Source organism: Verrucosispora sp. ts21 (genome assembly GCF_002879555.1).
GTDB lineage: Bacteria > Actinomycetota > Actinomycetes > Mycobacteriales > Micromonosporaceae > Micromonospora > Micromonospora gifhornensis.
The window spans coordinates 13,200-36,473 of the sequence record NZ_PNOZ01000020.1; the positions used below are offsets into that span (position 1 = coordinate 13,200).

At 71.5% G+C, this 23,274-nt stretch carries 26 protein-coding genes; 9 read left to right on the forward strand and 17 right to left on the reverse strand.

What is annotated here, in order from left to right; translation table 11 throughout:
- Positions 1 to 204: 204 nt before the first annotated feature.
- The gene (locus C1A38_RS11135; RefSeq protein ID WP_102657771.1) at positions 205 to 714 is read left to right on the forward strand and encodes a PepSY domain-containing protein; all 510 of its coding nucleotides are present in this window, start codon (positions 205 to 207) and stop codon (positions 712 to 714) included.
- 144 nt (positions 715 to 858) lie between these two features.
- Here the strand turns inward: C1A38_RS11135 and C1A38_RS11140 are convergent, their stop codons facing one another.
- On the reverse strand, positions 859 to 1,743 hold the full coding sequence (locus tag C1A38_RS11140) for a sulfotransferase domain-containing protein (protein ID WP_102657772.1): 885 nt from the start codon (positions 1,741 to 1,743) through the stop codon (positions 859 to 861).
- A gap of 115 nt (positions 1,744 to 1,858) precedes the next feature.
- On the opposite strand from C1A38_RS11140, the gene C1A38_RS11145 reads away from it, so the two are divergent.
- On the forward strand, positions 1,859 to 2,923 hold the full coding sequence (locus C1A38_RS11145; protein ID WP_502696930.1) for a beta family protein: 1,065 nt from the start codon (positions 1,859 to 1,861) through the stop codon (positions 2,921 to 2,923).
- 9 nt (positions 2,924 to 2,932) lie between these two features.
- Here C1A38_RS11145 and C1A38_RS11150 read toward each other — a convergent pair whose 3' ends face one another.
- From C1A38_RS11150 to C1A38_RS11170, 5 genes are all read right to left on the reverse strand, one after another.
- Positions 2,933 to 3,214, reverse strand: coding sequence for an adhesin (locus C1A38_RS11150; protein ID WP_013731840.1), 282 nt, complete (start codon positions 3,212 to 3,214; stop codon positions 2,933 to 2,935).
- A gap of 301 nt (positions 3,215 to 3,515) precedes the next feature.
- Positions 3,516 to 3,830 carry a hypothetical protein gene (locus C1A38_RS11155; protein ID WP_013731839.1) on the reverse strand — a complete coding sequence of 105 codons (315 nt, stop codon included), beginning with the start codon at positions 3,828 to 3,830 and terminating at the stop codon, positions 3,516 to 3,518.
- Positions 3,831 to 3,929: 99 nt separating this feature from the next.
- Positions 3,930 to 4,367 (reverse strand): nitroreductase family deazaflavin-dependent oxidoreductase, encoded by a 438-nt coding sequence (locus tag C1A38_RS11160; protein WP_102657775.1) that lies wholly within the window; start codon positions 4,365 to 4,367, stop codon positions 3,930 to 3,932.
- 74 nt (positions 4,368 to 4,441) lie between these two features.
- Positions 4,442 to 5,314, reverse strand: coding sequence for a hypothetical protein (locus C1A38_RS11165; RefSeq protein ID WP_102657776.1), 873 nt, complete (start codon positions 5,312 to 5,314; stop codon positions 4,442 to 4,444).
- A gap of 118 nt (positions 5,315 to 5,432) precedes the next feature.
- Positions 5,433 to 6,029 (reverse strand): pentapeptide repeat-containing protein, encoded by a 597-nt coding sequence (locus C1A38_RS11170; RefSeq protein WP_102657777.1) that lies wholly within the window; start codon positions 6,027 to 6,029, stop codon positions 5,433 to 5,435.
- Positions 6,030 to 6,099: 70 nt separating this feature from the next.
- On the opposite strand from C1A38_RS11170, the gene C1A38_RS11175 reads away from it, so the two are divergent.
- The 3 genes from C1A38_RS11175 (at position 6,100) to C1A38_RS11185 (ending at position 9,632) form a co-directional block, all read left to right on the forward strand.
- On the forward strand, positions 6,100 to 7,332 hold the full coding sequence (locus tag C1A38_RS11175) for a serine hydrolase domain-containing protein (RefSeq protein WP_102657778.1): 1,233 nt from the start codon (positions 6,100 to 6,102) through the stop codon (positions 7,330 to 7,332).
- A 100-nt stretch (positions 7,333 to 7,432) separates the two neighbouring features.
- Positions 7,433 to 8,074, forward strand: coding sequence for an NAD(P)-dependent oxidoreductase (locus C1A38_RS11180; RefSeq protein WP_013731834.1), 642 nt, complete (start codon positions 7,433 to 7,435; stop codon positions 8,072 to 8,074).
- Positions 8,075 to 8,180: 106 nt separating this feature from the next.
- Complete coding sequence (locus C1A38_RS11185) at positions 8,181 to 9,632, forward strand: M28 family peptidase (RefSeq protein WP_233196767.1); 1,452 nt, start codon at positions 8,181 to 8,183, stop codon at positions 9,630 to 9,632.
- A 98-nt stretch (positions 9,633 to 9,730) separates the two neighbouring features.
- Here C1A38_RS11185 and C1A38_RS11190 read toward each other — a convergent pair whose 3' ends face one another.
- Positions 9,731 to 10,195: a PPOX class F420-dependent oxidoreductase gene (locus C1A38_RS11190; protein ID WP_043719790.1), complete on the reverse strand. Its 465-nt coding sequence runs from the start codon at positions 10,193 to 10,195 to the stop codon at positions 9,731 to 9,733.
- A 59-nt stretch (positions 10,196 to 10,254) separates the two neighbouring features.
- Positions 10,255 to 10,884 carry a DUF6642 family protein gene (locus C1A38_RS11195; RefSeq protein ID WP_102657780.1) on the reverse strand — a complete coding sequence of 210 codons (630 nt, stop codon included), beginning with the start codon at positions 10,882 to 10,884 and terminating at the stop codon, positions 10,255 to 10,257.
- A 301-nt stretch (positions 10,885 to 11,185) separates the two neighbouring features.
- Between C1A38_RS11195 and C1A38_RS11200 the strand changes: the two genes are divergently transcribed.
- Positions 11,186 to 11,974 (forward strand): M15 family metallopeptidase, encoded by a 789-nt coding sequence (locus C1A38_RS11200; protein ID WP_102657781.1) that lies wholly within the window; start codon positions 11,186 to 11,188, stop codon positions 11,972 to 11,974.
- A gap of 84 nt (positions 11,975 to 12,058) precedes the next feature.
- Here the strand turns inward: C1A38_RS11200 and C1A38_RS11205 are convergent, their stop codons facing one another.
- The 3 genes from C1A38_RS11205 to C1A38_RS11215 all read right to left on the reverse strand — a co-directional run bounded on the left by C1A38_RS11205 (position 12,059) and on the right by C1A38_RS11215 (position 14,671).
- Positions 12,059 to 12,604, reverse strand: coding sequence for a hypothetical protein (locus C1A38_RS11205; protein WP_102657782.1), 546 nt, complete (start codon positions 12,602 to 12,604; stop codon positions 12,059 to 12,061).
- Positions 12,605 to 12,719: 115 nt separating this feature from the next.
- Complete coding sequence (locus C1A38_RS11210; RefSeq protein ID WP_373306990.1) at positions 12,720 to 13,454, reverse strand: response regulator; 735 nt, start codon at positions 13,452 to 13,454, stop codon at positions 12,720 to 12,722.
- The gene (locus tag C1A38_RS11215; RefSeq protein ID WP_102657783.1) at positions 13,430 to 14,671 is read right to left on the reverse strand and encodes a sensor histidine kinase; all 1,242 of its coding nucleotides are present in this window, start codon (positions 14,669 to 14,671) and stop codon (positions 13,430 to 13,432) included. The genes C1A38_RS11210 and C1A38_RS11215 overlap by 25 nt, the downstream gene beginning before the upstream one ends.
- A 133-nt stretch (positions 14,672 to 14,804) precedes the next feature.
- On the opposite strand from C1A38_RS11215, the gene C1A38_RS11220 reads away from it, so the two are divergent.
- The 3 genes from C1A38_RS11220 to C1A38_RS11230 are packed head-to-tail and all read left to right on the forward strand — an operon-like array spanning position 14,805 to position 17,220.
- Positions 14,805 to 15,740 (forward strand): ABC transporter ATP-binding protein, encoded by a 936-nt coding sequence (locus C1A38_RS11220; protein ID WP_102657784.1) that lies wholly within the window; start codon positions 14,805 to 14,807, stop codon positions 15,738 to 15,740.
- Positions 15,737 to 16,522, forward strand: a complete 786-nt coding sequence (locus C1A38_RS11225; protein WP_102657785.1) for an ABC transporter permease subunit — start codon at positions 15,737 to 15,739, stop codon at positions 16,520 to 16,522. The genes C1A38_RS11220 and C1A38_RS11225 overlap by 4 nt, the downstream gene beginning before the upstream one ends.
- Positions 16,519 to 17,220, forward strand: a complete 702-nt coding sequence (locus tag C1A38_RS11230; protein ID WP_102657786.1) for a YqeB family protein — start codon at positions 16,519 to 16,521, stop codon at positions 17,218 to 17,220. The genes C1A38_RS11225 and C1A38_RS11230 overlap by 4 nt, the downstream gene beginning before the upstream one ends.
- A gap of 95 nt (positions 17,221 to 17,315) precedes the next feature.
- On the opposite strand, the gene C1A38_RS11235 is transcribed toward C1A38_RS11230, so the two are convergent.
- From C1A38_RS11235 to C1A38_RS11260, 6 genes are all read right to left on the reverse strand, one after another.
- A complete protein-coding gene (locus C1A38_RS11235; RefSeq protein ID WP_199180176.1) occupies positions 17,316 to 18,932 on the reverse strand; it encodes a M28 family metallopeptidase in 1,617 nt (538 codons plus the stop codon).
- Between the two features lie 232 nt (positions 18,933 to 19,164).
- Positions 19,165 to 19,815 carry a 4Fe-4S cluster-binding domain-containing protein gene (locus tag C1A38_RS11240; RefSeq protein WP_102657787.1) on the reverse strand — a complete coding sequence of 217 codons (651 nt, stop codon included), beginning with the start codon at positions 19,813 to 19,815 and terminating at the stop codon, positions 19,165 to 19,167.
- Positions 19,808 to 20,878: a ComEA family DNA-binding protein gene (locus tag C1A38_RS11245; protein WP_146017516.1), complete on the reverse strand. Its 1,071-nt coding sequence runs from the start codon at positions 20,876 to 20,878 to the stop codon at positions 19,808 to 19,810. The genes C1A38_RS11240 and C1A38_RS11245 overlap by 8 nt, the downstream gene beginning before the upstream one ends.
- Positions 20,862 to 21,074 carry a DUF2997 domain-containing protein gene (locus C1A38_RS11250; protein WP_102657789.1) on the reverse strand — a complete coding sequence of 71 codons (213 nt, stop codon included), beginning with the start codon at positions 21,072 to 21,074 and terminating at the stop codon, positions 20,862 to 20,864. The genes C1A38_RS11245 and C1A38_RS11250 overlap by 17 nt, the downstream gene beginning before the upstream one ends.
- Entirely contained in the window at positions 21,074 to 21,526 is a 453-nt protein-coding gene (locus C1A38_RS11255; protein ID WP_013731818.1) for a hypothetical protein, read from the reverse strand. The genes C1A38_RS11250 and C1A38_RS11255 overlap by 1 nt, the downstream gene beginning before the upstream one ends.
- A gap of 28 nt (positions 21,527 to 21,554) precedes the next feature.
- A complete protein-coding gene (locus C1A38_RS11260) occupies positions 21,555 to 23,201 on the reverse strand; it encodes a Ycf46 family AAA ATPase (RefSeq protein ID WP_102657790.1) in 1,647 nt (548 codons plus the stop codon).
- Positions 23,202 to 23,274: the final 73 nt, after the last annotated feature.

Sequence of the window (23,274 nt, forward strand, 5' to 3'; positions counted from 1 at the left end):
CGGGGCTGGCGCGTGATCGCCTCCGTTGCGCCGAAACGGCGGTATCCCACCGCCTCGGACACCGCCGGTTCGGCGATATGGCGCGCGCAGACCTACCGCCGGCCTACCGCCGGTCGCTCTTAACCCGGCCTTAGCGTTCGGACAGCGCGCGGCTATCCCGTCGGCACCGATCCTCTATGCAAGAACCGAGGAAGGGTGAAGACGATGAAGCGCAACCCCCTGATGTTGGCGTCGGTCGGCGGCGCGGCGGCAGTGCTCGCCGCGACCGGAGTGTTCCTGGGTGTCACCGCCGCCGACAGCGACCGGACCCAGCGGACGACGCTGACCGCCGCGACCAGCGCCCCGACGACGGCAGGGGTTCCGGACGACGACGCCAGCAGCGCCGCGCCCGCCCCGCCGGCCACGCCCAGCGACCCGACTGCCACCGGCACCCCCGTGGCGCCGCAGTCCCCGGCGACGCCGACCGAGGGCGCGACGTCGGGCAGCCAGGACGCGGTGAGCGCCGAGCGGGCCGGTGAACTCGCGCTGGCCAAGGCGGGCGGCGGTCGGATCACCGAGATCGACCGGGACCGGGAGGACGGCCGACCGGTCTGGGAGGTCGAGATCGTCAACGGCGACGTCGAACACGAGATCGACATCGACCGGGAGACCGGTGCCGTGCTCAAGGCCGAGCAGGAGCCGGTCGACGACGATGACGACCAGGACGACGACTGACCGGACCGTCTGATCCGGCCCTCTGATCGGGCCCTCTGAATCGCTGACGCCCCGGCACGGCTCCCGCCGTGCCGGGGCGTCTTTCGGTCCGTCCCACCGGGCCGTGTCCCTGCCCCAGACGAATCCCTGCGGGCACCGGCCCGGTCAGCGACCTCGGTGCAGCCAGGCGAGGAGGTCGGGTGGGGCCAGCGCGGCGGCCCTCGCGTGGTAGCGGGCGCGGTCGGCCGCGCTGAGCAGGGCGCTGCCCTGGCCGGAGCGGCCGGTGCGGAAGAACGCCTGCCGGTCCTTCAACACGCCGGCCGGGTCCGGGGCGAGCAGGTCGGCGTGACTGCGCATCCGGTCGAAGGTGGCGGCTTCCACCAGATCCGGGCCGGGCGGTTCGAGATCCAGCGCCCCGGCGAGGCGACGCATCTGCCCGGCCAGGTCAGCACGGAGGTCGTCGTAGTGGACGAGGTGGACGTTGGGCTTGTCGCGTCGCGCCCAGGCGTCGCGCAGGTGCCACAGGACGCCGGGCAGCGAGTCCAACTCCTCGCGCGGGTCGGGGTCCGCGTCGATCCAGCGTACGAGCGCCTCCTCGACGGACGGGCGACGCCGGTCCGGATCCGGTGGCCCGGGGTGGCCGGTGAGTTCGGCCAGGCGGGTCCGATCGAGGTTTCCGCTCTGGTGGTGCAGGGAGACGGCCATGTCCAGCGGATGGCGGGCCACCACGAGATAGTGCACCGACGGATCGGCCGGTACGCCGTCGAGTGGGGTGTGGGTCTTGATGAACCGGCGGTGCCGCTGGGCGGCCAGCCGCGCGTACACCTGTTCCGCCGGCTCGACAAGCCAGTCCAGCCAGGGTGAGAGCGTGGTCAAGGGTGCCGGCAGATCGGGGGTACGCAACACCAGCAGGGCGCAGATCATCTGCATCCAGGTCGTACCGCTCTTGGACCGAGTGCTGATCACGATGTCGCCGGGGCGCAGCGGGAAGTCGCGCCAGCGGATGCTGTCCTCGTCGGCGGACCGGTAGCGGGTCAACGGATCGGGCACGCGGTGACGATAGTCCGGCAGCTGACAGCAGTCCGGGTATTTCCCCGCCGTTTACCCTGTGAGCTGGGAAATTGGCTGGCTACATTGAATTATGATGCCCGCCCGCGGAGGCCGGGTGACAGAGCCGGTCTACCGTCCGGTGCTCGCCGCCCGGCGCGGTGAGTTGGAGGCACTCGGTCACCTCGACGGCGTCCACGTCCCGCTCGTCGCTCCGATTTTTCAATTGTCCACAACAGATGTGTCAACGGTGGACTCGCTCGGTCGACTGCCGGCGGGTTTGCTGCCGGCAGTCGACGTCAGCGCCCTGCCCGACGGGGCCGAAGCCGAACTGGCCCACTGGGGTGTGCCACTGATGCCGGTGATCTGCCTGACCGACGGTGAGCGACGGCTTGTCGCACACGGGATCACGGCCAGGGCGTACGCCGGACGGGCCGTGGTACGGCTCCGCATCGGTCAGGACCGGGCCGGCCCGCACGCTACGAACGCGGTAGTGGAACGGATCTGGCGGTACGCGCGCCTGACCCCTGAGCAGTGCGATCTGCTTGTCGACTGCGGGGAGGTGGGTTGTCCCGCCGACGTGCGGGCGGTCGAGCCCCGGGCCCGCCGGGCGCTGGAGTGGGCGCGTCGGCACGCCTGGCGCTCGGTGAGCGTGGTGGCCGGGGGCATGCCACCGGCCCTGTCCCGGCTGCCCATCGACGAGCCGGTGCGGTTGTGTCGCTGGGACTGGCTGCTCTGGCAGCGGTTGGCCGACCTCGGCGTCGGCTTCGGCGACTACGGCGTGGCGTCGGCGGCTCCCGACGTGGAGCCCTCCGCCGATCGGCTGCCGACGGTCCGCTACACCGGCGACGACGCCTGGTGGATCTACCGCTGGTCGCGGCGAGGTGGGCGGGGCGACCAGCGGGTGGCTGACCTGTGCCGGGCGCTGGTGTCGGCGCCGCACTGGCCGCCGGCCGGGGCGAACTTCTCCTGGGGCGACCACGAGATCTTCCGGCGGGCCCGACGGGTGGCCGGGGCCGGGTCGACGGCGAACTGGCTGGCCTGGAGCACCTCGCACCATCTCGCTCAGGTGCTGACGGCGCTGCATCGGCCGGCCCGGGGCGGGGAGCCACGGTCCGGCCCGCCGCCACCGCGCAGTCGAGCACCGCGCGGCGGTCAGCCCCGCCCCCGCCGCGTCGGTTGAGCTGCGGCCCTACTGCTTCTCGGTGAACCCGAACTGCACGATGCCCTCGTCGTCGACCGAGGCGTCGACGGAGGCGTCGCCGAGCAGGTCGGCGGCGTCGGAGTCGAGGAAGATCCGGGCGCCCTGCGTGTCGACCACCTGGTCGCCCTCGACGGGCTCGGCGACCAGCTCGACGGTGAGCGATCCGGCCTGGGTGTCGGCGGCGATGCGCACCCCACCGCCCTCACTCACGTCCTGCTGGGCGGCGAGGTCACGGATCACCAGGACTGCGTTGTCGGTCATCGTGAGCATGGTGGGACTCCTCGTTGGCTTTCACTCGGCTCCGGCGCGAACGCGGGCTGCGTCGCCTCGCGGGCGGATCACACCACCACCCACCCCGGAGTTACGTCGGCGGCCGGCGCTGACCACTGCCGGAACGGTCGCCGGACAGCGACCAGCCACCGTCGCATCGGGGCAGCTCAGGGCCCCTTCCACTGCCCACGTTGCCCCTCTGAGGGACATCCGTCAAATAGGCAGTCGCCGATAGAATCGCCGAGTTTGAACCCGCCGCGAACGGGTACCACAACCGGTTCGGTTCAGGCCGGAGTCGAGTTCAGGCCGGTGTCGAGGGCGGCAGCGGCGCAGCGGGGTCGCCACGCTCGATCAGCGCGGCGATGTCGGCGTCGTGCAGGCCGCGCAGCGCCAGCACCCGGGTGCCCCACCGGTGCAGGCGGCACGGGTGCGGGCTGGCGTCGTTGCGGCAGACCGTCCCCCCGGACCACCTCCTGGGGGCGTGCACCACCACGGCCCGTACGGCGAACTGTGCATCCTCGGCGGTCACGTACGGCGGCAGCGGGATCTCCCGCATGGCCGCTCCGGCCGGCTCGCCGGTAGGCGCGGTCGGACGGAGGGTACTGCTGCTTGGCATCGGCCAAACCTCCACTCAGGACGGTATAACCCGGACAGCAGCACGGTACGAGCCGTTCACCGTTGCGCGACGGACAAACTGTCCCGGTAGCCGATCAACTCAGACGCGCTCCAGCACCACCACCGGAATGTCCCGCTCCGTCTTCGCCTGGTACTCGTCGTACGCGGGCCAGATGTCGGTCATCATCGGCCAGAGCCGGGCCTTCTCCTGCGGCGTGGCGGTCCGCGCCCGCGCGGTGAACCGGTCCGCGCCCACCTGCACCTGGGCGGTCGGGTCGGCCTCCAGGTTGAGATACCACGCCGGGTGCCGAGGGTCGCCGCCCTGCGAGGCGACGATCACGTACGCCTCACCGTCGCGCCCGTAGATCAACGCGGTACGGCGCAGCTTCCCGCTGCGTCGGCCCCGCGTGGTCAGCAGCAGCGTGAAGACGCCCGGCTGCCACTCGTGCCCCTCCTCGCCGTCGGTGGCGACGTACCGGTTGATGTGCTCGGCAACCCAGCCCGACGGGCTGTCCAGCACCTGCTCACTCGTGCTCATCGGTCCCCCTGGATGATTGTCGTCATCCCGCACACGCTACTGGGGATTCGACATGTCGACCGGCGGACCGGCGATCACCGCAGCGCCATCGCCTGGAGCCCGACGTTGCCGCAGTGTGGGGTGAACGTCTCCTCCACCGTCCAGGTGAACACCAGCCGGGTCCCCTTCGGCGCCTGGTAGCGGACCGTGACCTGGGTGGAGATGCTGGTGTGCCGTTCCTCCAGCCGCACCGTCCGACCCGGCCCGCCACCGGACATCCGCACGTCCAGCCGACCCCGGGCCATCCACACACCGAGATAGGCGGTGACGGTACGCGGCTGACCGTCGGCGACGACGGCCAACTGGAAGCCGTTGCCCCGACCACAGACGTAGACCCCGTCGGGTGTGGGGTCGGCGGACCTCACCGGCGCGCCGTCGTGCCACCGGAACAGTTCCTGATTGCCGTCCCAGCCGCTGCGTTCACCCTTGCCACCCAGGTCGCGTAGCTCGCCGGAACCGTCGCGCTTGCGTACCGCGACGTCGGCACCGCCCCGCCCCCAGTGCAGCCAGTCGCGCCGGCCGGACCGGGTCAGGTCCACCGTGTCGGGGATGTCCGCCCGGCTCACCGCCAGGGTCATCGGCGCGGCCACCGGGGTCGGGCTGTCGCTCGGACTCGAACTCGGACTCGGACTCGGGCTCGGTGACCGTTCGCGGGGTTGCAGGCCGGGCACCGCCATGGCGGTGGGCACCGGGCTGGGCAGGGTCGGTCGACCGACCACCGCCGGCAGGCCGTCGGGCTCCGCCGGATCCTCCACGGCGGGCTCCGACCACCTGTCGACGAACGCGACAAGGGCCAGCAGCCCGGCGAAGGCGGCAAGGACCTCCACCGCGTACCGGCGGCGTCGGCGGGCCCGCGCCATCCGGCGAGCGACCCGGGTGGCACCGTCCGGCCTGGGTTCCTCGGCCACCGACTCTCCACTTCTGCCGGACCGGAATCCCACCGGCATCCGCGACCCGGATGCGGGGCCGACTCACGTAGACATTACGGACACCTTTCACGCCAGTCGATAGGAAGCGCCCGATACGTCAGGCCCGCACGTCGAACCCGAGCTCCTGCGCCAGAGCCATGGCCTGCCCGACGTCCACGATGGTGCCAACGCGCTGCACGGCCGTCGGATCGAGCCCGGTCAGGTCGCTGCCGCGAAGATCCGCCCGGGTCAACCGGGTGCCACGCCACTGCGCGCCGGACAGGTCACTGCCACTGACCGTCGCTCCGGTCAGGTCGGCACCGGACAGATCCGTCTCGCGCATCCGGACGCCTGTGAAACGGGTGCCGCGCAGGTCGGCCCCGGCGAGCGTGACGAAGGACCAGTCTCCGCCGGTCACGGTCAGGGGACGCATGTCGCAGCGGTCGAAGGTGCTGCCGATGAACTTGCAGCCGGTGAACTCGGCCTCGAAGAGGTTGCACCGGACGAACGTGCAGCGGGTGAAGGCCGAGTCGGTGTGCCGGGACACGTTGAACCGCACGTCGCCGAAGGTGCAGCCGGAGAAGGACGCGCCTCGACTGGTCGCCTCGGTCAGGTCGACCCGGTGGAAGTCGCAGTCGACGTAGTGGCGGTCGCCCAGGTCCTCGGCGTACCAGTCCTCGTCGTGGAAGGTGACACCCTCGATCGGCTCCGGCATTTCCGCAGGCTAACCAAACCCACCGACAGGCACCTTCCCGACGCCAGGGCCGGTCGGTAGGTTCGACCGGGTGAGTATCGCGCGCAGCATCGACCCGGCACAGGTCGGCTTCGACCCGGCACGGTTGGCCCGGATCGACGAACACTTCGGCAGGTACGTCGACGACGGCCGGTTGGCCGGCTGGCAGGTGGTGGTCACCCGCCGCGGCGAGGTCGCGCACTGCTCGACGTACGGGCTACGCGATCGGGAATCGGGTGCGGCGGTGCAGGCCGACACCCTGTGGCGGATCTACTCGATGACCAAGCCGATCACCTCGGTGGCCGCGATGATCCTCTGGGAGGAGGGTCGGTTCGAGCTGACCGACGAGATCGGGCGGTGGCTGCCCGAGTTCGCCGACAATCGGGTCTACTCGAAGGGGTCGACGCTCAAGCCGTACACCGTCCCGGCGGTCGAGCCGATCCGGGTCTGGCACCTGCTCACCCACACCGCCGGCCTGACGTACGGCTTCATGCAGACCTCGGTGGTCGACGGCCTGTACCGCGCCGCCGGCTACGACCTGTACCCGCCGTCGGACGTCGACCTGGCGCAGGCCTGCCGGGCCTTCGGCGAGCTGCCGTTGCTGTTCCAGCCCGGCACCGCCTGGGGTTACTCGGTCGCCACCGATGTGCTGGGCCGGCTGATCGAGGTGGTCTCCGGGCAGAGCCTGGACTCCTTTCTCACCGAGCGCATCCTGCGCCCGCTGGGCATGGAGGACACCCGGTGGTACGTCGACGGTGCCGACGCCGCCCGCCTCGCCGCGCTGTACGCCGCAGACCCGAAGACCGGCCGGGCGGTACGCCACGACGCGCTCGGCGCGTTGGCGTACGAGAAGCCCACGCTGCTCTCCGGCGGTGGTGGCCTGATCTCGTCGGCCGCCGACTACCACCGCTTCACCCAGTTGCTGCTGCGCGGCGGCGAGCTGGACGGCGCCCGGCTGCTCGCGCCCCGCACGGTGCGCTTCATGACCCGCAACCACCTGCCCGGCGGGCGCGATCTGGGCGCCCTGTCCACCGGCGGGTTCGCCGAGACGACCCTGGACGGGATCGGCTTCGGTCTCGGCTTCGCGGTGGTGGAGGACCCGATTCCCAGCCGGGTGCCGAGCAGCGTCGGTGAGTACTACTGGGGCGGCGTGGCCAGCACGGCGTTCTGGGTCGACCCGGTGGAGCAGATCACCGCCATGTTCTTCACCCAGCTGATGCCGTCGAGCACCTGGCCGATCCGTCCCCAGCTGCGGCAACTGGTCTACTCGGCGCTGGTGGGCTGAGCAACGGTCGGTGCCGCATCGGCCGCCGGGCAGCGGCCGGTGCGGCACCGGATCGGGCGTTCCGCCGACGGTGACCCGGCCTGCTCCCTAGCCTGGGATCGTGAGCGACATCGTCGTGTTCGGGGCGGGTGGCACCGCGGGTTCGCGGATCGTCACCGAGGCGTTCAACCGGGGTCACCGGGTGGTGGCCGCGGTACGGCGGCCGGAGGCCACCACCTACCTGCCGGCCGGGGTGCGGGTGGTCACCGGCGACGCCACGAGCGAACGCAGCGTACGGGAGTTGGCGCCGGCAGCGGACGCGCTCGTGGTGGCGATCGGCGGCGGCGACCGTACGCTCTGGCCGGACGCCGCCCGCGCACTGATCGCCGGGCTGCGGCAGATGCCGGCCGCACCCCGGATCATCCATGTTGGTGGCGGGGCGACCCTGCTGTCCCCGTCGGGACGCCGGCTGCTGGACGAGCCCGATTTCCCCGCCCAGTACCGTGACTCGGCGCTCGGCCAAGCGGAGGCGCTGGATGTCTACCGCTCAGATGCCGACGGCGTGAGCTGGACTTACGTCTCGCCACCGCCGTTGGAGTTCCATCCGGGTGAACGTACCGGGCGATATCGCATCGGAACCGACCACCCGGTTACCGACACTTCCGGACGATGCGCACTCAGCTATGAGGATCTCGCTGTCGCCGTCATTGACGAAATCGAAAATTCGCAATTCCCGAATTCTCGTTTCACCGTCGCCTACTGACCCCTGATCTTGAGTAACGGCAGCTCGCGAGTTAGATTCAAGCCTCCTTGGTCCGGGTCGCAAACCCCCTGCGCCCGGTTCCGACCTCAATTCAGGAGGCGCAGTCTTGTCTTCATTCGACGACACCGTGACACCCTCGCACGAATCGTCCAACTCCATCGGGTCCGGGTTCCTCAATCGTCGCCGGGTGCTGACCGTCGCCCTCGGTGGTGCCGCTACCGTGGCGCTGCCCGTGCCGGCGTGGGCCGCCAACGACAAGCGGCCGGGTTCGCACAAGCCGCCGAAGCTCACGCCGGACGACCGGAAGGTCGTCGCGCAGATCTCGTCGCGCCGGGCCCTGGAGCACCTGGTCAAGCTGTCGGAGGACATCGGGCCGCGCATCGGTGGCACCAAGTCGGAGCGGAAGGCCGCCGACTACATCGCCCGCCACTTCGACAAGCTGGGCTACGACACCACCCTTCAGCCGTTCACGGTCGCCGACAAGTTCACCGGCCAGATCAGCACGCCGGCCCGTGGCCGCAAGCTGCCGAAGGACCTGAACTGGCAGACCGGGGCCAGCGCCCACGCGGCGTTGGACACCAAGGTCACCGGTGACGTGGTCGACGTCCGCGCCGGCGCGGCCAGCGACTACCCGGCCGACGTGCGCGGCAAGATCGTGCTGGTGGACTACGTCGCCAACCGGCGCGAGCAGGTCGTCGCCACCGCCGTCGCGGCCGGTGCCGCAGGCGTGATCCTCCTCGCCGCCGACGCCGCGGCGCCGCGTCTGGCCGGGACCTTCTCGCCCACCCTGCCCGGCTCGGCCAACAACCCGGTGCCGATCCCGGTGCTCGGCGTCGCGCAGTCCCAGAAGAACCGGCTGCGTGAGCTGCTGGCCACCGGTCCGCTCACCCTCACCGTCGCCACCACCGCGCACCGCAACCTGACCTCGAACAACGTGCTGGCCGAGCGGCGCGGGAAGTCGGGTGCGAACGGCCCGATCGTCATGATCAGCGCGCACTACGACACCGTCATCGGTGCCCCGGGCGCCAACGACGACGGTTCCGGCACCGCGCTCTGCATGGAGCTGGGCCGGGTGCTGAAGTCGATCCCGACCAACGCCACCATCCGGTTCGGTCTGTGGGGCTCGGAGGAGCAGGGCCTGATCGGCTCGCGCTACTACGTCCGCCAGCTGCCGCAGGCCGAGCGGGACCGGATCCTCGCCGTGTACCAGAACGACATGGTCGCGACCAGCTGGGACCCGGCCACGAGGTACTGGCTGCTCTCCTTCGACGGCCAGGACAACCGGGCCACCGCCGAGGTCGCCGCATCGGCCCGCCGCCTCGGCTACGAGCCGCAGATCTCCCCGGTGACCCAGCGCGGCTCCAGCGACCACCAGTCCTTCCAGGAGGTCGGCATCGCCAGCGCCAACTTCTCCTGGCGTGGCGAGGAGTCCCCGGCGCTGCTGGAGCCTCCGTACCACACCCCGGAGGACACCATCGCCAACAACATCAGCCTGGAGCGTCTCCAGGTGTCGATGGAGCTGATCGGCACCGCAGCGTACGCGACCGCGCGGGCCTGATCTGTTCGTGAGCGGGGGTGCGGCCGGTCGGCCGCACCCCCGCTTCGCGTCTGCCGTAAGGCACCGGCCGCAAGACACCCGCCGCGAGGACGCCGTCCTCAGTCGGCCAGCCGTGCCGGGAACCCGCCGGTGGCCACCGGCCCCCACGAGGTGATGGTGACCCGGATCAGCGACTTGCCCTGCCGGATCATGGCCTGCCGGTACTCGTCCCAGTCGGGATGCTCACCGGAGATGCTGCGGAAGTACTCCACGAGCGGTTCGAGGGCATCCGGCAGGTCGAGCACCTCGGCGGTGCCGTCGACCTGCACCCAGGGGCCGTTCCAGTCGTCGGACAGCACGCACGCCGACACCCGCGGGTCACGACGGATGTTTGCCACCTTGGCGCGTTCCGGATAGGTGGAGATGACCAGGCGTCCGGCGTCGTCCACCCCGGCGGCGACCGGCGAGGACTGTGGTCGGCCGTCGGCGCGGGTGGTCATCAGCAGCACCCGGTGCCGGGGGCGGAGAAACTCGACGAGGCCGTCCCGGTCGACCCGGGTGTTGCGTGCGATCATGCGTGCCATCGCTCGTTTCTACCAGCCTGAGCCAGCGGTACGGTGTACGCAGCGCGGTCGCGTGGTGATCAGCCGGCCCGGCCGGCCGAGGTCTGGCTGGGCACCCTCGGCCGCGCCGACGGCCGCCAGGCCCGGCCGTTGGCGTAGATGATCCGGAAGCCGAGGTACGACGCCAGCGGCGCCCAGTGCGCCGAGCCCATCCGCAGCTCGGCGGCATTGTGCCGCTGGCCGTTGGCGAGCACGTCGAGCAGGACGGTCTCGAACGCGGCGGACTCGACCCAGTCCACCTCGCGGGTGAAGCCGCAGATCAACGCCGCGCCGGTGACGGCGAGGAACTCGCGCAGCGCCGACTCGGGGGCGCGCAGCACCGAGCAGCTGCCGAAGTAGAGCCGCCGCCCCTCGCAGCGCCCGGCCATCCGCTCGGCCACCTCGGTGAGCTCGACGGAGTGCCAGTCGGTCAGGCAGAGCCGGTTCGGCTCGCCATGCATGGCGAAGAAGCCCAACCGGTGGTCGGCGTACTGCTTGAGCAGCCAGCGATCGACGAAGTAGAACAACTCGTCGCGGGTGGCGGCGTCCTTGTGGATGAAGCGGATCTTGCCGAGCCGTTCGAGCAGTTCGAGGGTGGGCAGCACCGAGCCACGTTCGTTGAGATCCCGGTGCCACTGACCCTCGACACAGAAGATGCCACCGCGCGCCACGCCGCCTCCCCGTCGTAACCCGCGCTGACGTTACCGGGATCACTGCGGTCAGGGAACCGCACAAACCCGGTGACCAGCTGCGATGTTCCGCACCGGAAGAGCCGCATCGGGCCGTACCGGGGTCGATGTCCGGTTGCGGAAAAGCGACCAATTCTCAGCAAGTCCCCAGGTACAGCGAATCATGAGGACAATTCTTGTTAATAGCCGCGAACCCTCCCGTCGGGTGTCAGGGTGGATCTGCGGGACCACCCTGACCAAAGGCCCGCACGCCACCCCAATCGCTCTTATCGGGAGGACTTCTGTGCGCGTACACAGCTTGAAACGGGTTCTGGTCGCCCTCGCCCTGGCCGTGCCGGGCGCCGCGATCGCCTCCGTGGTCGCCGCGCCAGCGGCCCATGCCGACGCCTGTTACACCTGGGACCGCACCCTCTCCCAGGGGCGTTCCGGCAGCGACGTGCGTGAGCTGCAACTGCGGGTGGCCGGCTGGGCGGGCAACCGCGACATCGTGGAGCTCGACGGCCGGTACGGCCCGAAGACCGCCGCCGCGGTACGCCGCTTCCAGTCCGCGTACGGCCTCACCGCCGACGGGATCGCCGGCCCGCAGACCTTCGCGAAGCTGTACCAGATCCAGGACAACAACTGCACGCCCCGGCACTTCAACTGGGCCGAGATGGACGACGGCTGCGGCCGGGGCGGCTGGACGGGTGGCCCACTGACGACGGCGCAGACCCGGCAGAACGCGTTGCGCACGATGTGGAAGCTGGAGGCGCTGCGAAAGAGCCTCGGCGACAAGCCGCTGATCGTCACCAGCGGCTTCCGCAGCCGTACCTGCAACAGCCAGGTGGGCGGCGCGTCGAACAGCCAGCACCTCTACGGCAACGCCGCCGACCTGATCTCACGGGACCGGTCGCTGTGCGACGTCGCCCGCGCCGCCCGCAACCACGGGTTCAGCGGCATCATCGGGCCCGGCGTGTCGGGTCACAACACCCATGTCCACGTCGACTCGCGGCGGGAGAACAACCGCGACGGGGTCACGAACAACACCTACTGGGCCGCCCCCAACTGCGGCATTCCCGCCGGTAACCGCTGAGGGGAGCGACGCCGGCCCGGGGTCAGGCGGGGGGAACCAACCCGCACCCCGGGCCGGCGTCGTACCGCCGGCGGGCGAGCCCTCTCAACTCGCCCGTGGCCAGCGCGGCGCGGTGGCGGGGGGTGCCACCGGCCGGCCGGTACCGGCGGTGCGGGCGCCGGCCCGAACCGGGGGAGCCGCCACCCGGGGAACCGGGACACGCGCCGGATGGCCGGCGGCGAGGCCCTGGCGTGGCGGATACCCGGCGGCCCGGTCGGCGGTCCGCCCTGGGTGGGAAGCGGTCCGGTCGCCGCCCGGCGGACGCGCCGCCGGGGTACGTCCCGGGTTGGGTCCGTTCACCAGAAACGGGAACGGCACGTGTACGAACGGGTTGCCGTGCCGGATGAGGGCGTCGAGCTGTCGCTCGTTGAGCCCGTGGTTCAGCAGCACCTGTCGACCCCAGCGGTGCAGGCGGCAGGGGAACCGGGATCCGTCGTTGCGGCACAGCGCCCCGGAGGGCCACTCCTCGGCCGCGTGTACCACCACCGCCCGGACCGCCAGCCGGACATCCTCGGGGGTCAGCGGCGTCGGCACCGGCAACTCACCCAGAATCTGATCGATGGGATCCGTCGACTGCTCATCAACTCGCACGGCAGGCCTCCCGCAACTGAGGTGGCGGTGCGCTTGAGCAGCGCACCTCAACCATTGGTACGGCCCCCGGGGCGGGATAGTTCAACGCCGTTCACCGGCCTTGGCCGATTTCGACTCAGACCAGTCCGGCGTCGTGCACGAGCAGCGCGACCTGCACCCGGTTGTTCAGGTCGAGGCGGGTCAACAGCCGGGAGACGTACGCCTTGACGGTGGCGACGCTCATGAACAGCTCGGCGGCGATCTCGGCGTTGGTACGCCCTCGCCCGAGGGCCACCGCGACGGCCCGCTCCCGTTCGGTGAGCCCGGCGAGCAACTGGGCCGCCCGGTCCCGGCGCGGATCGGCGGCGGTACCCGCCGTGACATGCGCGATCAGGGTGCGGGTGACCGTCGGGGACAGGGTCGCCTCCCCCGCCGCCACCCGGCGTACCGCCCGGACGATCTCCGCGGGCGGCGTGTCCTTGAGCAGGAAGCCACCGGCACCGGCCCGCAGTGCCCGCAGCACGTGCTCGTCCGCGTCGAAGGTGGTCAGCACGAGCACCTCGGGCGGCCTGGGCAGTGCCCGCAGCAGCTCGGTGGCGGCCAACCCGTCCAGCCGGGGCATCCGGATGTCCATCAGCACCACGTCGGGCCGGCAGGCCGCGGTCACGGCCATCACCTCGCTGCCGTCGGCCGCCTCCCCGACGACCGTCAGGTCGGGCGTACCGCCGAGGATCATCGACAGCCCGGCCCGGACCAGGGCGTCGTCGTCCACGATCAGGATCCGCACCGGCCGCAGCGCGGTGTCCGGCGGCTCCGACCGGGCCTGCTCGCCCACGCCTCCGCCGGTCACGTCGCCGGCCAGGGCAGCCAGGCGGCCAGGCGGAAATCGCCGCTGCCGTCACGGCCGTGTTCCAGCCGCCCGCCGGCGAGATGCACCCGCTCGGCGATGCCGATCAGGCCGGTGCCGGCACCGGGGATGCCGTCGGCGTCCGGCTCGCCCACCGGCCACCGGTTACGGATCTCCACGCTCAACCCGTCGGCCGGTGCGCCGCGCAGCCCCACCGTGACCGCCGCGCCACGGGCGTGTTTGCGGGCGTTCGTCAGCCCTTCCTGCACGATCCGGTAGGCGGTCCGGCCGGTCGCGGCGGGCAGCTCGTCGGCGGCGGACACCTCGTCGCGCAGATCGACCCGGACCCCGGCGGCTCGGGATTCGGCGACCAGGGTGGGCAGGTCCGCGATGGTGGGCTGGGGGCGTTCCGGTTCCGTGGCGAGCGAACCCTCGGCCCGCAGCACGCCGATCACCTCGCGCAGGTCCTGCAACGCGGCGTGGGCGCTGCTGCGGATCACCCCGGCCGCCCGCGCCACCTCCTCGGCGGGCGCATCGGGACGGAACTCCAGCGCACCGGCGTGCAGGCTGAGCAACGAGATGCGGTGCGCCAGCACGTCGTGCATCTCCCGGGCGATGCGGGTGCGCTCCACCTGCTGGGCCTGGGCCACCCGCAGTTGCTGCTCGGCCTCGGCCCGCTCGGCGCGCTCCCGCAGCGACAGCACCAACTGCCGGCGGGCCCGCACGAACATCCCCCAGGCCAGCACCAGCAGCGTGATCACCACCCCCCAGGTGGTGGTCGGCCAGTACGCCAGCTCGGGGTCGGGACGCACCAGCGCGAAGAACATGTTCGCCACCAGGCCACCCGCGGTGACCGCCAGCGCCACCGCGGTACGCCTGTGCACCACGACCGTGAAGTAGATGACCAGCAGCGAGACCACGGCGGTTATCGAGAACACCGACAGTGGCAGGGTGGCCACGGCCAGCCCGACCGGCCAGCGGCGGCGGAACCAGAGCGCCACCGCGAAGGCCACCCCGATCACCGCGTCCGCGGTGATCATCCACGGGTACGGCAGCCGCTCGGCGTAGCTCGGTTGCGGGGAGGCGGCATCCAGGGTCGCCGCCACCACCCAGCCGAGGGCCGCCACGAAGCAGAGGCTGTCGACCAGCCAGTCCCGGGCCGTACGCCGGGAGTGCGGGCCCGTCGGGTCGAGCGCCCCGGGCAGCAACCCAGGGTGTTCGAGGACGGCGGCGCTGGTCACAGGCGCAATGGTAGGCAGCCGCCGCAGGGCCGACCAGCTACCAAAGTCGAGACCTCGGCGTCGACCTTGGTCGAGGCGACGGCAGACCCTCGGCCGCTGCGCTCGACCGGATGGCCCGGGCAGGCTGACCGGCATGATCGCGGTACAGCAGCTCACCAAACGGTACGGACGGCACACCGCCGTCGACGACGTGTCGTTCCACTGCGAGCCGGGCACGGTGACCGGCTTCCTCGGCCCCAACGGCGCCGGCAAGTCCACCACGATGCGGATGATCTGCGGGCTCACCCCGCCGACCTCCGGCACCGCCACGATCGCCGGGCACCCGTACCGCCACCTGCCCAACCCCGGCCGTACGGTCGGCGTACTGCTGGACGCCTCCGCGCAGCACGCCGGACGGACCGGGCGGGAGGCGCTGGCCCTGTCCGCCGCCACCATGGGCGTGGACCGGCGGGCCGTCGGCGAGTTGCTCGACCGGGTCGGCCTCAACGGGGCGGCGGCCAGGCGCCGGGTGCGGGCGTACTCCCTGGGCATGCGTCAGCGGCTCGGCCTGGCGCACGCGCTGCTCGGCGATCCTCAGGTGCTGGTGCTGGACGAGCCCGCCAACGGGCTGGACCCGGAGGGCATCTTCTGGATGCGCGGGCTGCTGCGCGACTTCGCCGACCGGGGTGGCACCGTGCTGCTCTCCTCCCACCTGCTACGCGAGGTGGAGGCGGTCGCGGACCGGCTGGTGGTCATCGGGGGTGGCCGGGTCGTGGCGCAGGGCAGCAAGGAGGAACTGCTCGCCGGCAGCGGCACACTGGTGCGCGCCCGCGACCGTGCGGCGCTGCGCGGCGCGCTGGAGCGAGCCGGTCTGCCGGTCGACGACAGCACCGACGGGCTGCTGGTGAACGCGGACAGCGAGGCGGTCGGGCTGGCCGCCGCCGCGGCCGGGGTCGCGTTGACCGAGTTGCGCCCGACCGGCACCGGTGGCCTGGAGCAACTCTTCCTCACCCTCACCGCCGAGACCGCCACCGGCCCGGCCTCGGCCCGGTCCGCCGCCGTCCCGCCCACCGAGGAGATCGTCCGATGACCGCCACCATCGCCCCCGCCGTGGGCCGGGATGTCGCCGCCGGGCAGCCCCGACCGCCGATGAGCCGACTGACCGTGGTCGAGCTGCGCAAGCTCGTCGACACCCGGGCCGGACGCTGGCTGCTGGTCGCCATCGGGCTGGTCGCCGCCGGCATCATCGCCCTGCAACTGGCGTACGCGCCGGACGACGAGCAGACCTTCGCCAACTTCTTCGTCCCGTCGCTGTTCCCGGTCGGGGTCCTGCTGCCGGTGCTGGGCATCCTGTCGATCACCACCGAGTGGTCGCAACGCACCGCGCTGACCACGTTCGCGCTGGTCCCCCGCCGGGAGCGGGTGATCATCGCCAAGCTCCTCGCGGTGGTGCTGGCGGCGTTGGCCTCGGTGCTGGTCAGCCTGGCCGTCGCGGCCGTCGCGACACTTATCGCCGAGGCGACCGGCGGGGCGGGCACCTGGCGTTTCGACGGGATGCTGATCGCGCACGCCGTCGTGCTCCAGGTCTGCACCGCCCTGATCGGGGCGGGCTTCGGCCTGCTGTTGCTGCACACTCCCCTGGCCATCGTGGCCTACCTGGTGCTGCCGATCGCGTGGTCCATCCTGGGCGCTCTGGTCCAGCCGCTGTACCGCGCCGGGGAGTGGCTGGACACCAACCGGACCATGGAGCCGTTGTTCACTGCCGAGATGACCAGCGGCCAGTGGCAGCGACTCGCGGTGTCGTTGCTGGTGTGGCTGGTCGTACCCTTGGCCGCCGGGCTGGTCCGCACGATGCGCCAGGAGGTGACGTGACGGCGTACGGGGAACCGACGGTGGTCGGCGACGGTGTCGGGGAACTGGTGGTGCTCTGGGGCGGATTCCCGATCGTCGGTGCCGCGGCAGGTGGACTGCTGGCCGTCGGGGCGGGCTGGGTGGCGGGCCTGGCCTGGGCACCCGCCCAGGGTCTGTTCCGCCTGGTCGACGGCCTGCCCGACGGGTACGCCCTGGGCGGCGGCGTGGGGCTGGGAGTGCTGGCCGGACTGGTGGTCGCCGCCATGGGCACCGCCGACCGGGTACTGGTCACAGTAGACAGTGCCCGGATCCGGCTGCGTCACGGTGGCACCGAGCAGGAGGTCGCGCGGTCGCGTACCCGGGTGGCGTTCGTCGACGGCAAGGATCTGGTGCTGCTCGACGGCGACGCCGGTGAGCTGGTCCGGCAAAGGTCCGACCTGCCGGCCGACCGACTGGCCGCGGCGTTGAAGGAGCACGGCTGGCCCTGGGCGGACGCCGATCCGCACCGGGACGAGTACCGGCGCTGGGTGCCCGACCTGCCCGGCCTGCCGACCGGCGCGGACGCGCTGCTGCGGGCCCGGCAGGAGGCGTTGGAGCGGGACCGGCGCGACGAGGCTCGGGAGTTGCGCGCGGAACTCGGCCGCTACGGCGTGGTGGTCCGCGACGACGCCAAGCGCCAGTACTGGCGGTTGACCCGCTCGGACCGGTCACCACAGTGACGGTCTGCGCCTAGCGTTACCCGAACGCGTTAAAAAGGGGCCCCTCCTCTGCCGCAGGCGTTAAGAAGGGGCCCCTCCTTTCGAGCTGAGCCGGCCTACTTCCAGTGGTGCTTGTGGCCGTGCTTGTGGTGGTGGTGGTGCTTGTGCCCCTTGCCCTTGCCCTTACCCTTGCCCTTTCCAGGTGCCTTGCCCGGCACGCCGTTCACGGCCGAGGTGTCGAAGGCAAAGGTGATCACCGAGGCGGCGACCGCGTCGGAGTTGACGTCGAGCGCGAACACGTTGACGTTGCCGTGGAGCTTGTACTTCTTGCCCAGCGACTTGTACACCGCCGCGTCGGCCCCGTCCTTCACCGGCGTACGGCTGTCGCAGGCCAGGTGGTAGCAGGGGTCGTAGGCGACTCCCGCCACACCGCCGAAGAGGGCGGCTTCCTCGGCCGTCTTGACGCCTTCCGCCCCGGTGAACAGACCACCGGCGGGGATGTTGACGTCGATGAACGCGCCGTAGTCCGAACGACCGGTGAAGTCGGACGCCACCGTGGGCAGCTTCCGGGAGGCGAAGAACTTCTCGAAGACCTTCTCGATCTGCGCCGAGCCCTCCGGCCCCGGGCCGGAACCCTCCTGCGCCGAGTCGTCACCGTCGTACACCCCGAACACGTAGTTCGGCGAGCCGATCATGTCGAAGTTGAGGTAGAGGGCGATGTCGGCGACCTGCTGCTCGCTCAGGCTGTCCACGTAGTACTGCGAGCCGATCAGACCCGCCTCCTCCGCGCCCCACCAGGCGAAGCGGACCGCGTTGTACGGCTTGACCTTCGCCATCTGGAGTGCGACCTCCAGCAGCGCGGCGCTGCCGGTGGCGTTGTCGTTGAAGCCCGGGCCGGCCGGGTCCGAGTCGAGGTGCGCCCCGGCCATGACGACGTTGTCGGTGCGGCCGTGCTTGCTCTGGGCGATGACGTTCTCGGTGCTGCGGATCTCCGAGGTGGTGTCGGCCTCGATCCGCAGGGTCAGGCCCGGCGTGGTCGCGAACTGCGCACCGGTGTCGTAGGACACCGAGACCGTCGGGATGCCGACCGGGGCGCCGAGGGTGCCGGCGAACAGGTCGTAGCGGTCCGCGTTGGCCTCCGGCGTACCGTTGCCCTGGTTCATCACGATGGCGCCGATGGCACCGGCGGCCTCCGCGTTGACGACCTTGTCGCCGAAGGCGCAGGTGCCCCGCTGCACCAGAGCGATCTTGCCGACGACGTCCACGCCGGCGAAGTCGCTTGCCTCACAGCCCGACGTCGACGCGCGCGGCGGGTCGAGGGCGAGGTCCACCGGGACGACGAGGCCCTGGGCGACGCCGGCGCCGGAGTAGTCCATCAGCGTGTAGTCGACCCCGTCGACGTACGTGGTGGCGGTCGGCGCCACCTGCGCGAACGACGAGCCGAACTCCTCGTAGAACGCGAAGTCGAACTGCTGCCGGCTGACCTGGTAGCCGGCCTTCTTCAGCAGCCCGACCACATAGTCGGCGCTCGCGTCGTAACCCGGGGTCCCGGAGGCACGGGTGTTGTTGTTGGCGTTGGCGATGTCCTGGAACTTGTCGAGGTGCTTGAGCACCCCCTTGACCGTCACCGCCTTGGTCAGCTTGTCGACGGTGTTGTTGTTCGGGCTGGCCTGCGCCGGGCCGGCCAGCGCCATCGTGCCGAGGAGGGTGCTGGCCGCGATAGCGGCGACCACACGCCTACCTGAGAAAGGCACCACGATGTGCCACGTCCTTCCTCTGTGGATATCCGGCTCCCCGCACCCCCGTGCGCCGGATTGTTCGTCAATCCTGCTGCACCGGGGCGGCACCGCAAAGCACCTGTTCAGACGAGTCACATAGACGTTCGTCCCAGGCGCTCATCTGCCCCGATGATTGTTCCGGAGTGACGGTATCCGATGTCACCGATCGGCGCAGGTCAGCGCCGGTTCACCGGTGCGAGGCCCGCAGCCCCGCCAGCAGTTCGTCGAGGGCGTCCGGGTCGGCCCACCCGTTCACCGCGACCCGCCCGGCCGGGTCCACGGTGATCTCGACCCGGTCGGGGTTCACCGGCAGCTCGTCCAACAGATCCGGGAACCGGTCGCCGAGCAGCACGAACTCCTGATTCGTGGAGCCCACCCACGGGCGGCGGATGTCGATCCGATCCGCCTGGAACGGGCCCGCCACCAGCAGGTCGGTCGCCGCGAGCAGCGCGGCGACGTCGGTACGTCCGGCGTCCACCGCCGCATCCAACTGCGACCTGGTGTAGCCGGTGAAGGTCATCACCGAGCGTCCGGCCGCCCCCACCTCGGCGGCCACCCGGGCCAGCGCGGCCGCCTGGTCGAAGGGTTCGCCGCCCAACAGCGTCAGCCCGTCGGTGCCGGCGTCGAGCACCCGGCGGGCCAACTCGTGCGGCGCGACCTGCTCGCCGCCCCGCGATCCCCACAGGTGCGGATTGAAACAGCCGGGGCAGCGGATGGCGCAGCCCTGCACCCAGATGGCGGTCCGCTCGCCCGGTCCCTCGGCTCGGGTGGCGGCGAGGAACCGGGCCAGGGCAACCGTCTCCGCCGGGCCGCGCGGGATCGCAGGGGGCTCAGACATCCAGTACGCGCCCCTGCGGCGGTTGTCCTGGCGTGGGTGGTGCCGGTGGTGCGCACACCAGACGGTCCCGCAGTCGGGCGTACTCGTGCGGGGCAAGTCCGGCGGCGGCGACGAACTCCGACAGGCTGCCGAATCCCCCGCGCCGGTCCCGCTCGGCGAGCACCTGCCGGGCACGCTGCGGATCGAAGCCGGGCAGCCCGGCGAGGTCGTCCAACCCGGCGGTGTTCACCTCCACCGGCCCGGTGTGCGCCACCTGCGGTCCGGCGGCGTCCACCGGCTGGCCCGGCACCGGTCCGGCGCCGAAGTGGTCCGTCGGCGGCAGCGGCGGCGGATAGGCCGCGAAGGTCGGGTCCCCGGCCGAATACGCCGGGGAGGTCGGCGGCGCCGAGGGGTACGCCGCGCTGGTCGGCTGCGTCGGCGGATACCACGCGGAGGTCGGCTGACCCGGCGGGTGGAGCGGCATGGTCGGCGCCTCGGACGGGTACGCCGGAGAAGTCGGCGGGGTCGACGGGTACTCCGGGGCGGTCGGGCTCAGGCTCGGTGGTGGTGCGAGCGGGCCGGGCGGGTACGGGCTGCCCGGCCCCCCGGGTGGCTGCTCGGCGTACCAGGGACGGTGTCCGGCCCGCCACTGCAGCCAGGAGGAGTTGATCAGGAAGGCGTGCAGGATGCTGGCGGCCCAGACAGCCAGCACCAGACCGGCCATCCAGTCGGACAGGGCGCTCTCCGGGTCGGCTTCACCGATCAGGGCGAACACCGTCCACCCGACCAGCAGGTAGCCGATGCCGGCGATCCACCAGGCCGGCCGACGGGCCCGAAGTCCCACGTAGAGGAAGCCGAACCCGCCGAGACAGCTGAACCCGAGAATCGGCAGGAGCAGCCACCAGCTGTGCATCAGACGCCAGGAGAATTTCGCCGCCGGCGACGGCGGTCCGGGCGGCGAGAACCTTGCCGCCGGGTGACCGACCGGTGCCGGCCCGGCCGGATGGTGACCGGCGAACGGGTGGCCGGGTGGCGGGTGACCGGTGGGGGGTGGCCACCGGCCCGGCTCAGGCGCGCTCGACATCACGGTTCTCCTGGCGTACGGCCGTGGGGGTACGGGCGTGGTCGGCGGTGAAGGCGCTGTGCAGCGTACGGGCCGCCAGCAGATCCTCCAGCACGTCGACATAGTCCAGGCACTTGTCGCCGAAGATGTCGTGCGTCTCGGCGCTCACCTCACCCGAACTGCTCACGGTGATCACGATTCGCGGTCGCTCGGCCATCAGGACCGCCCCTCGACGGCGAACACCAGCCGTACGCTGTCGTCCTCGACCACCTGTTCGGACTCCAGCCGCAGCCCGGCGGCGGGGGCCTGCTGGCGCAGCCGCTCCAGCACCGCCCGCTGGACCTGCCGCCCGTACGCGACATCGATGGCCCGGACCACCTCGACGGCCCGCTGCTCGTCGACCTCGCCGGCGAAGTGCGCCGTCCAGATGCCGTCGGCACCGCGCTGGAACCTGGCCCGTACGCCCGTCCACTCCGCGGTGATGGCGTCCTGGTCGACGCCGACCACCGCGGCGGTGTCGTGCAGCGCGGCGGCGAGCAGTGTCTCGTCGCGCATCCGGGTCTGCACCTGGCAGACCACCCGGCCCTGCCCGTCGCGCCCGGCTGAAACGCCCTGCGCCGCCGCCACGGCCGCCACGGCCAGCGGCAGCAGTACCAGCGAGATGCTCATGATCGGTCTCCCGTACTCGGCATGGCACTCAGAATTCCACCGCTCGTCCACCCTGCCCGCGCGCGGCGGGCGGGGCGACGGGCGGGGGGACCTCGTCGCGGGGGCCGGACCGGGCGCCACCGTCCCAGTCCTCGGCGGCGGTGGCGGCGACGGCCCGGGTGTCGGCCCAGGTACGCAGGGCGTCGATCCGCTCGGCCTGGGTGACGCTCAGCGGCACCATGCTCACCACCGACTGGGCCAGGTCGTCGCGGCGCAACGGGCGACGCTCGGAGAAGGCGTCGAAGAGCCCGCCGACCACCGCCTGCTCGATCTCCGCCCCCGAGTAGCCCTCGCTCAGGGCGGCGAGTTCGGCGAGCAGCGGTTCGTCGAGGGTCAGCCCACCGGCGACGGCCGGATTGCGCAGCCGTCGGGCGAGGTGAACCCGCCAGATCGAGGCCCGTTCGGCGCGGGTCGGCAGGTCGACGAAGAAGATCTCGTCGAAGCGCCCCTTGCGGAGCAGTTCCGGAGGCAGCGCCTCGATGTTGTTGGCGGTGGCGATGACGAAGACTGACTGCTTTTTCTCCTGCATCCAGGTCAGGAAGGACCCGAAGACCCGGGTGGAGGTGCCGGAATCGCCGGTGCCACCGGCGAAGCCCTTCTCGATCTCGTCGATCCAGAGCACGCAGGGGGCGCTGGCCTCGGCCGTACGGATGGCGGTGCGCATGTTCTGCTCGCTGGAGCCGACGAGCCCGGCGAAGACCCGACCGATGTCCAGCCGCAGCAGCGGCAACCCCCAGGCGGCGGCGATCGCCTTCGCGGTCAGCGACTTACCGCAGCCGGGCACCCCGGTGATCAGCACGCCCCGCGGCGCGGGCAGCCCGTACGCGGCCGCCTCCGCCAGCCAGGACCCGTCCCGCTTGGCCAGCCACCGCTTGAGGTTCTCCAACCCACCGACGTCGTCGAGGTCGACGTCGGCTTCGACGAACTCCAGCAGCCCCGACTTGCGGACGGTCTGCCGCTTCTCCTCGTGCACCACCTCGAGGTCGTGAGCGTCGAGCATCCCGTCGTTGACCATCGCCCGGGCGAAGGCGTTCTCCGCCTCGTGCAGGGTGAGCCCCAGGGCCGCCTTGGCGAACCGTTCCCGACCGGGCTCGTCCAGCACCATCTGGATGCGTCCGTTGGCGGCGTTGGCGGCGATCATCGCGTCCAGCACCTGCCGGATTTCCGCCTCGGTGGGCAGCGGGAAGTCGACGATCGTCACTTCCTTGTCCAGCTCGGCCGGGATGTGCAGCACCGGCGAGACCAGCACGAGGGTGCGCGGCACCGGGCCGGACTTGAACGCGGCGACCAGATCCCGCAGCCGCCGGATCAGGCCGGGACTGCCGGGTCGGCCGTCGGCGCCGAGCGCCGGATGCAGGTCCTTGAAGATCAGTACGCTCGGCTGGTCGACCCGCAACGCGGCGTCGAGCGCGGCCTCGGGATCGGTGGTGCCCTGGCGGGGCGTGCCGTCGGGCGTCACCAGCCCGGTGGTCAGCGACCAGGTCCAGACAGCGCGGGGCGTACGCACCGCCCTGGCGTCCCCGGCGATGGCGCAGACCTCGGCGACGACCCGCTGTTCCTCGGAGGACTCGACGTAGAGAATCGGAAACCGGGCCTTGAACATCTGGGCCAGCGCATCGCGGAACGCAATTACCACGCCGCATTTCCTCCCCGCAGAGCACCGCCGACGAGGGCAAACCATAACAGCTCTCACCTGTGCCGATACTCGG